General features: G+C 51.8%; 10 protein-coding genes and 1 pseudogene. All 11 read right to left on the bottom strand.

All coding sequences use genetic code 11. The features are described 5' to 3' along the window. Positions 1-215: 215 nt before the first annotated feature. The gene (gene rpsO / locus PRIO_RS19790) at positions 216-485 is read right to left on the bottom strand and encodes a 30S ribosomal protein S15 (RefSeq protein ID WP_019910460.1); all 270 of its coding nucleotides are present in this window, start codon (positions 483-485) and stop codon (positions 216-218) included. Between the two features lie 150 nt (positions 486-635). Next, positions 636-1,583, bottom strand: coding sequence for a bifunctional riboflavin kinase/FAD synthetase (locus PRIO_RS19795; protein WP_020434075.1), 948 nt, complete (start codon positions 1,581-1,583; stop codon positions 636-638). Positions 1,584-1,621: 38 nt separating this feature from the next. Next, complete coding sequence (gene truB / locus PRIO_RS19800; RefSeq protein ID WP_020434076.1) at positions 1,622-2,536, bottom strand: tRNA pseudouridine(55) synthase TruB; 915 nt, start codon at positions 2,534-2,536, stop codon at positions 1,622-1,624. Further along, positions 2,533-3,510 carry a DHH family phosphoesterase gene (locus PRIO_RS19805; protein WP_020434077.1) on the bottom strand — a complete coding sequence of 326 codons (978 nt, stop codon included), beginning with the start codon at positions 3,508-3,510 and terminating at the stop codon, positions 2,533-2,535. Before PRIO_RS19805 ends, truB begins: the two co-directional genes overlap by 4 nt. 21 nt (positions 3,511-3,531) lie before the next feature. Further along, positions 3,532-3,885 carry a 30S ribosome-binding factor RbfA gene (rbfA, locus tag PRIO_RS19810; protein ID WP_020434078.1) on the bottom strand — a complete coding sequence of 118 codons (354 nt, stop codon included), beginning with the start codon at positions 3,883-3,885 and terminating at the stop codon, positions 3,532-3,534. A 17-nt stretch (positions 3,886-3,902) separates the two neighbouring features. Further along, positions 3,903-6,533 carry a translation initiation factor IF-2 gene (infB, locus tag PRIO_RS19815; RefSeq protein ID WP_046504296.1) on the bottom strand — a complete coding sequence of 877 codons (2,631 nt, stop codon included), beginning with the start codon at positions 6,531-6,533 and terminating at the stop codon, positions 3,903-3,905. After that, positions 6,531-6,849, bottom strand: a pseudogene (locus tag PRIO_RS19820) (YlxQ family RNA-binding protein); the annotation flags it as partial. The pseudogene PRIO_RS19820 and the gene infB, both read right to left, overlap by 3 nt. Then, positions 6,842-7,150, bottom strand: coding sequence for an RNase P modulator RnpM (gene rnpM / locus PRIO_RS19825; protein ID WP_020434080.1), 309 nt, complete (start codon positions 7,148-7,150; stop codon positions 6,842-6,844). The gene rnpM and the pseudogene PRIO_RS19820, both read right to left, overlap by 8 nt. A gap of 35 nt (positions 7,151-7,185) precedes the next feature. Next, positions 7,186-8,283 carry a transcription termination factor NusA gene (nusA, locus tag PRIO_RS19830; RefSeq protein WP_020434081.1) on the bottom strand — a complete coding sequence of 366 codons (1,098 nt, stop codon included), beginning with the start codon at positions 8,281-8,283 and terminating at the stop codon, positions 7,186-7,188. Between the two features lie 26 nt (positions 8,284-8,309). Next, entirely contained in the window at positions 8,310-8,777 is a 468-nt protein-coding gene (rimP, locus tag PRIO_RS19835) for a ribosome maturation factor RimP (protein WP_020434082.1), read from the bottom strand. A gap of 200 nt (positions 8,778-8,977) precedes the next feature. Then, on the bottom strand, positions 8,978-13,303 hold the full coding sequence (locus PRIO_RS19840) for a PolC-type DNA polymerase III (RefSeq protein ID WP_046504301.1): 4,326 nt from the start codon (positions 13,301-13,303) through the stop codon (positions 8,978-8,980). Between the last annotated feature and the right edge of the window lie 161 nt (positions 13,304-13,464).

The raw sequence follows: 13,464 nt of genomic DNA on the forward strand, positions 1-13,464 counted from the left end.
TTTCAGCATAATGCTTAATAAAATCTTATCTTTCAAGCAAAAACGGCTTGTCCTCAAGCAGAGGTTAAATAGCCGTTTTGTGCAAATCATATCCACTTGCCGCCTGCAATAGTTTTCCCTAAATTTTCAAAAAGCAACCCGGCTGTCCCGCTGTCGCTTGTAAGAAGGACATACGGTATACAACCAGGCTGCTTTAGGGTAGTGATTATAGAAAATTAGCGACGCAATCCCAGTTTTTCGATCAGGGCGCTGTAACGTCTGATGTCTTTGTTCTTCAAATACGCCAGCAGTTTACGACGTTGTCCAACCATCTTCAGCAGTCCGCGGCGGGAATGGTGATCCTTCTTGTGCGTACGCAAGTGGTCAGTCAAATTAACGATGTTCTCCGTTAGGATAGCAACTTGCACCTCAGGGGATCCTGTATCGGATTCATGAGTTTTGTGCTCGTCAATCAATTGATGTTTACGTTCTTGAGTCAATGCCATCCTGTTCACCTCCTTCAATATAATCGCCAATAGCCTCGTCGCCGTCGGTGAGAACATGCAACCAAGCTAAGGTTATGATGCTGTCATTCCAGCAACGTTAATCAGTATAGCATCTTCGAAGACAAATGTAAACGGCATGTCCACAGTGAATTAGGATTCTTCTTCCAGCAGGCTTTTGGCAGTGTTGGCATCCTCGCCAATCTGCGCGATCAAGGCATCAATGGAGCCGAACTTGCGTTCAGGACGGATGAATGAAACCAGCTCGACCTTAAGCTCCTGCCCGTAGATATCTCCTGCAAAATCAAACAGATGCACCTCAAAGCTGGGCGCTGTTACCCCTTCGTGGAAGGTTGGCTTTACACCAACGTTCATTACCCCGTGCAGAACTTCGTCCTGATAAAAGACTCTGACCGCATATACCCCCTTGGCGGGAACAACATACCGGTCTTCGAGCTGCACATTGGCTGTGGGAAAACCTATAGTGCGTCCGCGCTTCTCTCCATGAACTACCGTTCCCCGCAGATGATAACAGCGCCCGAACCATGTATTCGCCAGGGTAAGATCACCATTCTGGAGACTCTTGCGTATCCCGGAGCTGCTTACCTTCTGTCCATCAATGAGGAACGGAGGAGCAGTCAGGACATTCATCATCCCATCCCCCAGCTCACGGAGCCGGTCAGGATCACCTGCGCCCATATAGCCGAAATGGAAATCAAAGCCCACCACGGCAGTTGCAATCTGCAGCGGCAGCAGCATCACAGACACAAAGTCCTCCGGACTTACCCGGGACAACTGCTCGTTGAATTCAATAATATACAAAATATCGACACCCATGCCGGCAAGAATCTCCTGCTTGTCCTTCGCCGGGGTCAAATATCCGTCATAATCTCCTTTGCCCATGACATCCTTGGGATGCGGATGGAAAGTCATGACTGCAGCCGGTACGCCTTCTTTGCGGGCCAGTTCAACAGCGGATGCAATGACACTGGCGTGTCCCCGGTGCAGCCCGTCAAACTGACCCAGGGCAGCCACTTGCGGCTGTGCCCACTTCGCCGCGGTCTCCGGCGGTATCGGATAGCTTAAGGTTATGGTTCTCACGCTGTTTCTCACCTACAATTCACTAATGAAATTAATAGTCAAGCTTGTGCAAATACTTTTACAGGCGCGATGGCTCCCGTTTCTTCCAGTACATATATCCCCAGGAACCCGCCCTGCTCATCATAAAGCCGAAAATGCCCATTGTGCTGTACCTCAGGAGCCACATGACGGAGAGACAGACGCTGCCCCTGGAGCGCTGCTTTTTTCTTCCCGTCCATCACTGTATGTCTGGGCAAATGGGAGACCGCCTCGTCCGCCGCAATCAAATGCGCCTCCAGGGTGCCTGCTTCCTTGTATTCAGCGATCTGTTCCAGGGTCAGGCAATGGCTTGCTGATATCCCCGCAGACATCGTCCGCTCAAGCTTCACCATGACACCGGGAAGTCCAAGCGCCCGGCCGATATCCACGCATAGGGTACGGATGTACGTGCCTTTGGAGCACAGCACACGAAACGTAACATCCGGATGATTACCGTTCCAGATCATGCCGGTCATTTCAATCTCATAGATTTCCACTTCACGGCTCTTCCGCTCAACGGTTTTGCCTTCCCGGGCCAGCTCATAGAGGCGCTTCCCGTCAACCTTGACAGCGGAATACATCGGTGGAACCTGAGAAATCACACCCTGAAAAGATTTAAGCACTGCGAGTACTTCGGCTTCCGTAACATGCACCTCATCAACGGTTTCCGTAATCGTTCCGGTTAAATCCTCGGTATCACTGGATAAGCCGAGACGCAGCGTGGCTACGTATTCCTTAGGCAGTTCCTGGATGTATTCCACGACACGCGTTGCCCGTCCAAGACAAAGAGGCAGGACACCGGTCACTTGAGGATCAAGCGTTCCCGTGTGGCCGATCCGCTTCATGCCGAGAATGCGCCGGGCCTTGGCGACAACATCATGTGAAGTGAAGCCAGCAGGCTTATAGACAGCCAGCACACCTGTAAGCTCACTCATAAATGACGTCTGACCTCCTGAAGCACCAATGGAATAGCATCTTCCAGTGTCGCATCGATACGCGCACCTGCAGCCCGGGTATGTCCGCCTCCGCCAAACACTTGCGCCAAAGCGGCAACATCTACTTTACCTGCAGACCGGAAACTCGCCTTTACGGCACGCTCATGAATAACCTTGAACAGAATTCCTACCTCCACACCCCGGATGTTGCGCGGATAATTAACGATGCCTTCAAGATCTTCGTTTGCGGCTTCGCAATCCAGCATGTCCTGAGGTGTTATGGATACCCAGGCTATGTCGCCTTCCGGGGAGAGCTGCAAAGTACTCAGCGCCCGGTTCAGCACCTTGACCTGTCCCAGTGTCATCTCCTCCAGCAGCGTTTCCGCAAGCATTGGTCCATTGACACCAAGCTCAAGCAGCTCAGATACCGCCGCCATCACTTTAGGGGAAGTATTGCTGTAGCGAAAGCCTCCGGTATCCGTAAGCAGTCCGGTATAGAGGGCTGTCGCGATGTCAATATCCCATTCGACCTCAAATGTCTTCAGCAGATCGAATAAAATCTCCGCAGTTGCAGCAGCATCAGGCTTAATCAGATTAACGGAGCCATAACCATTGTTCGTAGGATGATGATCAATATTTACGATGAGGGCATCGGAGGCAAAATGGCGCTGGGTCAGTCCTACACGCTGAAAATCGGCGCAATCCACACAAATGACACGGCTGTACTCGCGGGCCAGATCCCCTTCTGCCAGATTGGCAATCTCACCGGCATGCCATAAGTATTCCATCCGCTGCGGGATCGGCCCTTCGTTCAGCATAGTATATTTTTTGCCCAGACATGAGAGAAGCCAGCCCACCGCGAGGGTGGAGCTGACTGCATCTCCGTCCGGCTGAATATGCGACACTACAAGATAGTCGTCGTGTTCCAGCAGAAACTTACGGGTCTGCTGGAGACTTTGTTCATAGCTCTGCATTCGCCGTCTCCTTTATGATTCCTAGCTTTCTTCATTCTTGCCAATTTCGCCAAGCAGCTTCTCGATATGGCTTCCGTAAGCAACGGATTCATCAATCTTGAAGATCAGCTCAGGTGTATGGCGCAGGCGGATCGCTTTGCCAAGCTCCGAGCGGAGAAAGCCATTGGCTTTCTCGATCGCCTTTAGGGAACCTGTGACCTGCTCTTCATCCCCGAAAACGCTCAGGTATACTTTGGCCTGTGACAAATCGTTCGTCACATCTACGCCTGTTACAGTTACAAACCCGATGCGCGGGTCTTTAAGTCCGCTTTGGATCAGCTGGCTGAGTTCTTTTTTAATCTGCTCGCCAACCCGTCCTGCTCTAATTTTAGACATCTATATCACCTCTTCGCTTAGCGCTCAACCGTCTCCATGATAAACGCTTCGATAATGTCGCCTTCGACGACATCATTATAGCGTTCCAAAGTTATGCCACATTCATAACCCTGTGCCACTTCTTTGGCATCATCTTTGAAACGTTTCAAGGTGTCGATCTTGCCTTGGAAGACTACAATACCGCTGCGGATCAGGCGCATTTCGGCATTGCGGGTAATTTTGCCGGAAGTAACCATACAACCTGCAATGGTCCCCACTTTGCTGATTTTGAAGACGTTGCGCACTTCGGCATGGCCGATAATGTTCTCTTTGTAGACGGGATCAAGCATGCCTTTCATGGCACTTTCAATTTCTTCGATGACATTGTAAATGATGTTGTGCAGACGGACATCCACTTTTTCCTGCTCTGCTGCAGCTTTGGTCTGGGCATCCGGACGCACATTGAAGCCGATTACGATCGCATTGGAAGCTGCCGCCAGCGTAATGTCGGATTCTGTAATCGCACCCGCACCACTATGGATAATCTTCACACGCACGCCTTCAACTTCAATTTTGGCTAAAGAGCCTTTGAGCGCCTCAACCGAACCCTGCACGTCACCTTTGATGATTACGTTCAGGTCTTTGATCTCGCCTTCCTTGATGTGCTTGAACAGATCATCCAGGGTTACCCGGGTGTTCGTATTCAGCTCAGACTGGCGCTGCGACGTGGAACGTCTGTCTGCAATCGCACGGGCTTTACGCTCATCTTCAAACGCCATGAACGGATCGCCGGCTTGCGGAACTTCAGTCAGACCGGTAATTTCCACCGGTGTGGAAGGGCCTGCTTCCTTGATCTTGCGTCCTTTGTCATTCACCATGGCGCGCACACGTCCGAAGCAGTTCCCTGCTACAAAGGCGTCGCCGACTTTCAGCGTACCATTCTGCACGAGAATCCGGGCAACCGGTCCACGGTTCTTATCAAGCTCTGCTTCAATGACAGTACCGCGCGCCCGCTTGTCAGGGTTAGCTTTGTACTCATTCACTTCAGCCACGAGCAGAATCATCTCCAGCAGCTCTTCAAGGTTGATGCGCTGTTTGGCAGACAGGTTGACGAAGATGGTGTCTCCGCCCCACTCTTCCGGCACCAGCTCATAGTTGGTAAGCTCCTGCTTCACCCGGTCAGGGTCTGCACCCGGCTTGTCGATCTTGTTGACAGCAACAATGATCGGCAGGCCTGCAGCCTTGGCATGGTTGATTGCTTCTACCGTCTGCGGCATTACACCGTCATCGGCAGCGACTACGATAATGGTCATATCCGTTACCTGGGCACCACGGGCACGCATCGCGGTAAACGCTTCGTGGCCTGGTGTATCGAGGAACGTGATTTTTTTATGGTTGATTTCGACTTGATAAGCACCGATATGCTGGGTAATCCCGCCAGCTTCCCCGCCGGTTACATTCGTAGAACGAATGGCATCCAGCAAGGTCGTTTTACCATGGTCAACGTGACCCATGATGGTTACGACCGGCGGACGAGTCTGCAGATCCTCTTCGGAATCGTTCTCTTCCACCGTCTCGAAGCTGTCTTCATCCACTGGAATCTTCACTTCTACTTCCACTCCGAATTCGCTGGAGAGCAGCAGAATCGTGTCAATGTCGAGCTCCTGGTTAATTGTAGCCATAACCCCCATGGAAATCAGCTTCTTGATGACTTCAGAAGCATCCTTATGGAGCAGTTTGGCAGTTTCGCCCACAGTCATGCTGCCGCGGACAATGATTTTCTTAGGCGTGTTGTCGATCTTCTCACGGCGTTCCACCGGCTGATTGTTCCGGCCACGGTTGTTTTTACCGCCCCGGCCGCGGAAATTGCCGCCTTTGCCGTCTTCAAACCGTTTTTGACCGCTGTTGTTATTCGGTCTGCCTCCGGTTGTGTTCTTCTTGGGTCCTCTGTCGCCGCCGCGGGAGAAATCACCGCCGCCTTGGCCTTGTGGACGGCTGTCAGCTGTACGTGCTCCGCCTTGACCCTGTGTACGGTCGCCCGTACGCGGCGCACCGCCGCCTTGGCCTTGCGGGCGGCTGCCCGTAGAGCTGCCTTGCGGACGGCTGCCGTTTGTGCTGCCTTGTGAACGGTTGCCCGCGGAATTGCCTTGCGGACGGCTGCCGCCTGTGGAATTGCCCTGCGGACGGCCGTTATTGGAGCTGCCTTGCGAACGGCTGCCGTTTGTGCTGCCTTGCGGGCGGTTGCCGCCTGTGCTGCTGTGCGGACGTGAATTTTGTGTTGAACCTGATGTTGCTCTGCGGGAATCTTGTCCGCTTTGGGGCCTTGGGGACGTCGTCGATTGGTTGTTGTTTTGGTTACTGTTCATACCTACCTGCTTTTCCGGTTGATTTTTGTTGGCATTCTGAGCGCTCTGGGGTTCAGCGGTTACCGTTCCGGCAGATGCCGGACGGCTGCTGGTTCCGCTATCCCGCTTGGCTGCAGCATTTGACTTGATATCCTTGAAGAACTGTTCCACTTTGCTCACGGAGCCATTCTCCATGACACTCATATGATTATTCACAGGGACATTCAAACGCTTCAGAATTGTAATAATTTCTTTACTGCTCATGTTGAGCGATTTCGCGTATTCATACACGCGCAGCTTATCCTTATTGTCTTCTTTAGTCAATAGCTCCACCTCCGACAGTATCTCCCAGCACTCTGGAGATCATTTCCGCGAATCCTTTATCCGTAACGGCCAGCACTACGCGCTGGTCTTTACCAATACTTGCACCGAGCTCATCCCGGTGAAATGCGATTACTAGTGGAATATCGTAGGTTCCGCACTTGTCACGGAACTTTTTCTGAGTATTTTCTGAAGCGTCACCCGCCAGGACGACCAGCCTCGCCTCCGAAGACCGTACCGCTTTCAGCACAGCTTCGTCGCCGGTGACAATCTTGCCCGCTCGCATGGCAAGCCCTAAATAAGAAAGCGCCTTACTCATTGTCCTCACTATCCTTCGCTGCCAGAAACTGCTCCTCCACGGATGCAAAATCCCGGGCAAGCTGGGCATAAATTTCCGGACTCACTTGACATTTGAGTGCACGGTCAAGCGCCTTGTTCTTTTGTGCCAGCTTAAAACATTCCAGTTTGCCGCATATATAAGCGCCGCGGCCCGACTTTTTGCCTGTCAGGTCAATCAGCACTTCGCCCTCCGGCGTTCTCACCACGCGAATCAGCTCTTTTTTGGGCATCATCTCCTGGCTGGCAACGCATTTGCGCATCGGCACCTTACGCTGTTTCATGTCAATCGCCTCCCCTCTAAAATAGAGCAGGTTGATTAGTCAATGGAGACGGAATCCTGATGCATTTCATCATTAGAAGTTCTTGGTCTGCCGTATTCCTGCTCTGCCTGGCTTTCGCTCTTGATATCAATTTTCCAGCCGGTCAGCTTGGCGGCAAGGCGGGCATTCTGCCCTTTAATGCCGATGGCCAGCGACAATTGATAGTCAGGAACAATGACACGGGCCATTTTCTCCGCTTCAAAGACCTGAACCTCAAGCACCTTGGACGGGCTAAGCGCGTTCGCCACATACTCCTGAACCGTATCGGAATAACGGACAATATCAATTTTCTCGCCGCGAAGCTCAGTGACGATTGTCTGAACACGCGTGCCTCTAGGGCCTACGCATGAACCGACCGGGTCCACTTCCGGGTTGCGCGAGAAGACGGCAATCTTGGAACGGAATCCGGCTTCACGGGCCACGGAACGAATTTCGACGACACCGTCAAAAATTTCCGGAACCTCAAGCTCGAACAGGCGTTTCAAGAGTCCGGGATGACTGCGGGACAGCATGATCTGCGGCCCTTTGGTCGTGTTCTCAACCTTGGTGATATAGGCCTTGATACGTTCGCTTTGCTTGAATTTCTCACCCGGCATCAGTTCGCTGAGCGGCAGCACTGCTTCGATTTTGCCCAGGTCCACATAGATGTTGCGCATATCCTGACGCTGCACTAGGCCGGTAACAATGTCATCTTCCTTGTCGATAAAAGCATTATAGATCAATCCGCGCTCCGCTTCACGAATGCGCTGGGTCACGACTTGCTTGGCCGTCTGAGCGGCAATGCGGCCGAAATCACGCGGCGTTACTTCAAGCTCGGCGATATCCTCCAGCTGGAAATGCGGGTTGATCTCACGCGCGGACATCAGCGAGATTTCGGTGCGGGCATCCAGCACTTCCTCGACAATCAGCTTGCGGGCGAACACCTTGATTACGCCTGTGTTGCGGTTCATGTCCACACGCACATTCTGCGCGGCATTGAAGTTGCGTTTATAGCTTGAGATCAGCGCAGCTTCAATGGCTTCGAACAACACATCCTTGCTGATGCCCTTCTCTCTTTCCAGTTCATTCATAGCTTCGATAAAATCCATACTCATGAAATTCCGGTCCCCCTTTCAAGACGTTAAAAAATAATGGCCAATCTCGCACTGGCGACTTTGGCGTACGGTACAACATGTTCTTTTTTGCCCGCGGAGATGAGCAGTTCCTCGTTCTCGAACGAAAGCAAACGACCTTCGAATTCCTTGAGTCCTTGAATCGGTTCATATACCGTTACATAGACGTCCTTGCCAACCGCTTTGGCAACATCCGCAGCTTTTTTGAGCGGACGTTCAGCACCCGGCGAGGAAACCTCAAGGAAATACGCCTCAGGTATAGGATCATTCTCATCCAGCTTCTGGCTGAAATATTCGCTGATGGTCCCGCAGTCATCAATATCAATGCCGCCTTCTTTGTCCACGAATATGCGCAAAAACCAGTTGGAGCCTTCCTTCACATATTCAACGTCCACCAGTTCGAAACCATTGTCCTCGAGATAGGGCCCGAGCATCTGCTCTACCGTTTGTTTAATTTTGGATTTGGGTGTGCTCAAAAGAAAATAACCTCCACGAACTTGTCTTTTGCTATATACCAAAGATAAAGAGTGGGTTTCCCCACTCTTTACACAACGGACTTATCTCATTATTACCAAAAAAATTATACCATAGTGCATCATCACTGACAAGTGCCGGCCCTTGACTGCCTCGTTCGGGAGGGCATAAAAAGGGTGTTAAACTCCACTTTGTGGGGCTCTTAAAATAGTGAAAGCTGGTTGCTCTCCGGCAATCCGCGGAAGCAGCCCATGCCGTTCAGCAGTTCGACAACCGTTTTGCTCGCCTTCGACTTCTGCTGGAAATCTTCAATGGACAGAAACTCTCCCGCTTCCTTGGCGGCAGCGATATTAATGGCAGCATTCTCCCCGATCCCCGCCAGAGAAGAGAACGGAGGAATCAGGCTGGTGCCGTCGACGGTAAATTTGGTGGCGTCGGAACGGTACAAATCGATATTCTTGAAGGTGAAGCCGCGAGCGGTCATCTCCAGGGCCATTTCCAGCACAGGCAGCATCGCTTTTTCCTTCGGCAGCGCCTGGAAGCCTTTCTGCTCAATTTCTACGATTTGCCGGCCGATCGCCTCATAGCCTTTGCAGCATAATTCAATGTCAAAATCGGCCGCCCGGACCGAAAAATAGGTCGCATAATATTCAATAGGATGATACAGCTTGAAGTAAGCGGTTCGTACTGCGGAAATAACATAGGCGGCAGCATGCGCCTTCGGGAACATGTACTGGATCTTCAGACAGGAATCAATATACCATCCGGGAACCTTGCATTTCTTCATTTCCTCGATCCATTCGGCGGACAAGCCCTTGCCCTTACGGACACTCTCGGTAATTTTGAAGGCCAGGCCTGCGTCCATTCCCGCCTTGTAGATCAGGTAGAGCATGATATCATCCCGGCAGCCGATAACCGTCTTGATGTTGCAGGTGTTGTTCTTGATAAGCTCCTGTGCGTTCCCCAGCCATACCCCTGTTCCGTGGGACAGCCCGGAGATCTGCAGCAGGTCGGCAAAGCTTGACGGCTTCGACTCTACAAGCATCTGCCGGACAAATTTGGTCCCCATCTCCGGCACTCCATACGTGGCTACCGGTGTGCGGATCTGCTCGGGACTGACTCCAAGCGCCTCCGTGGAGTTGAACATGCTCATCACCTTGGGATCATTCATCGGAATGGTCGTCGGGTCCACGCCCGTCAAATCCTGAAGCATACGCATCATGGTCGGATCATCGTGTCCCAGAATATCGAGCTTCAGCAGGTTCGCATCGAACGCGTGGTAATCGAAATGGGTTGTCTTCCATTCGGCAGTGACGTCATCCGCAGGGTACTGCACCGGCGTAATATCTTCGATCTCCATATAATCCGGCAAAACGACGATCCCGCCGGGATGCTGGCCTGTGCTCCGTTTCACCCCTGTGCAGCCTGCCGCCAGACGCCCGACCTCGGCTCCGCGCCAGCGCTTCTGATGATGCTCCTCGTATTTCTTTGTGAAGCCGAAGGCAGTTTTTTCGGCTACTGTACCGATCGTACCTGCCCGGAAAACATTGTCCGGTCCAAACATAGTCTTGGTGAAATTATGGGCATTCGGCTGATATTCACCCGAAAAGTTAAGATCGATATCGGGAACCTTATCTCCCTTGAACCCGAGGAAGGTTTCAAAAGGAATATCCTGCCCTTCACCTCTGAGCTTGCCTCCACAGTTCGGGCAATCCTTGTCCGGGAGGTCGAAGCCGCTCGGCACACTGCCGTCAAGGAACCACTCGCTGTGCCGGCATTCCGGATTGACACAGATATAATGCGCCGGCAGCGGATTTACCTCAGAGATCCCAAGGAAGGTTGCTACTACAGACGATCCTACGGAACCACGGGAGCCTACCAGATAGCCGTCCTGATTCGATTTTTTTACCAGCCGTTCCGAGATCAGATAGTTGGCAGAGAAGCCGTATTTGATAATCGGGGCAAGTTCTTTTTCGAGCCGGGCGACGACGACCTCAGGCAGCTCTTCCCCATAGATGGATTTGGCTGTATTGTAGCAGGTATTGCGGATTTCTTCGTCGGCACCTTCAATAATAGGTGTGAACAGCTCGCTCGGGAAAAGCGGATATTCCTCAAAACGCTCAGCCAGCGCTACAGTGTTAGTAACAACAACCTCCAGCGCTTTTTCCGCACCGAGGAATTCAAATTCAGCCAGCATTTCATCCGTCGTACGGAAATGGGCGTCCGGCTTACGCTGGTCCTTCAGCGGGCTGAAGCCGGTGATGCCATGAATCGTAATATCGCGGAACAGCTTGTCCCGCGGCTCCAGATAATGTACATTTCCGGTGGCAATAACCGGCTTGTTCATCTGTTCGCCAATCTCACAGATTTTGCGCACAACGTCACGCAAATCCTCCGGACTGGCCACAAACCCCTTATCCACCAGGTGCATGTACATGGTCAGCGGCTGGATCTCAAGCACATCGTAAAATTGCGCGACTTCCATCGCTTCTTCAGTGGTCTTGTTCAGCACCGCTTCGAAAAACTCTCCCCGTTCACACCCGGAAATCACCAGCAAGCCATCCCTGTGCTCTTCAAGCTTGGATTTTGGAATGCAAGGCACGCGCTTGTAATATTCTGTATGTGACATGGAAATCAGCTTATACAGGTTCTTTTTCCCAGCCGGATTAAGTGCATATATACCGCAGTGGAACGGCCGGACATTGGAGAGATCGTTGCCGACATAATCATTCAGCCGCTCCAGACGGGTGATGTTCTTCAGCTTTTCCGCGTCAGCCAGCAAGCCGTTCAAAATGCCCCCCAGTGCCACGGTATCATCCACCGCACGGTGATGGCTCTCCAGCAGAACTTTATATTTATCCGCCAATGTGTTCAGCCGGTGGTTCTTCATGCTTGGGAACAAGAGACGGGCCAGCTCCAGGGTATCCAGCGAGGGGTTCGGCAATACCGGCTTGCCCAGCTTTGTCAGTGATGCCTGGATAAACCCCATATCAAATCTGGCATTATGGGCGACCAGGACGCTGTCCCCGACAAATTCCACGAACTCCTCCAGCACAGGCTCCAGATCCGGAGCATCCTTCACCATTTCATCGGTGATGTTGGTCAGCTGCTGAATATGGTACGGGATTTTTTCATGCGGATTGACGAATGTCGTATAACGGTCCAGCTCCTTGCCTTCACACATTTTGACAGCCGCCAGCTCTGTAATATTATTGCGCGTAATCGACAAACCGGTGGTCTCGATATCGAACACAACATAAGTAGCTTTCTTCAGGTCAAGCGGCTGCGGATTCTCGACAATATTCACCGAATCATTAACGACATTGGCTTCCACCCCGTAGAGCATTTTGATTTTGTGCTTGTGGGCGGCATGATCTGCATCCGGGAAACTCTGGACGACACCGTGATCCGAGACGGCGATCGCCGGATGCCCCCATTTTGCGGCTGTTTTGACATAGGCATCAATCGGTGTGACCGCATCCATCGTGCTCATTGTCGTATGCAGATGGAATTCTACCCGTTTCACCGGAGCCAGATCTTTACGGGCAGGAGGCGCCTGCACCTCGCACAGATCTGAAGGAATCATGACCAGCTCGGGAATCTGCATAAAACGGTCGTATTCCACTTTGCCGCGTGCTCTGACCCATTTGCCGTTCGCCAGTTGGCCCATGATCTTCAGATCTTCCTTCGTCTTGGCAAACATTTTGATTTGCAGCGAATCCGTAAAGTCCGTGATGCAGAAAGTGAACAGCGTATTGCCGTTGCGCAGCTCTTTACTCTCAAGGCCGAAGATGGTTCCCTGGATTGTGATTTTCTTTTCTTCATCCTGGATTTCAATGATCGGTACAGCCTGCTCCTTGATCTCATACCCTACCTGGAGCTTGATCACTTCGTTCGGATCCCCTTCGTCTTCAGGCTCGTCCGGCTCGCTGGCCATCATCATCATTTCCACCAGCTCCCGTTGCTCCTGCTGCAGCTTCTGCTGGAATTCCTCATAGGCATCCGCTTTGCTCTCATTCTCGGTAATCTGCAGCTTAACCTTCAGGGAGAGGCCGAAAAATTTATCGTAAAATTTCACAATCGCGCCTTCGATGCCTTTTTTACGGGCCAATTCGAGCGACATGGAATCGTTCAGGCTCAGCACCAGCGTACCGTCCTGCAGTTCTTGAGTGGAACGCGTCAGCCAGCCATTCACAGAAGGAATCTCCCGCTGCACCCATTCCAGAAAAAGCCCCCAATATTCCTGCACAAGCTCCGCTCTGCTGATTTTTTCATCATATAGGAACAAAAAGCTGACTTTGGCAATATGCTGCAGCTTCTCACGCATTCTGAGTACAAAGGTCCGGTACGTCTGGGCCGGAACCAAACTTTCTTTGACAATAACAATATGCCAATCATGATTGCCGCGGCTGATCTCCACACGTTCAATGTGTCCGTCCAAGAAGTAGGGATCAATGATTGCGGGCGGAATTTCTCCCTGCTTCATCAAAAGCTCGAACCGCTTTCTTCTCTCCTCGTTCTGTTCCATGCTTCCCCCACCTAACTTACGCAATGATAAAAATGCCCAATCCCCGAATAAAATAAAAATCAGATTGTAAAAAGCTTCCGGGTCAAAAAGCTTTGGGTTCTTTCGGCCCGCCGACTCCTCTCACCAGAAGCTAGATTTACGTGCTTGAATCATAATCATAA

Source organism: Paenibacillus riograndensis SBR5 (assembly GCF_000981585.1).
GTDB classification, from domain to species: domain Bacteria; phylum Bacillota; class Bacilli; order Paenibacillales; family Paenibacillaceae; genus Paenibacillus_AQ; species Paenibacillus_AQ riograndensis.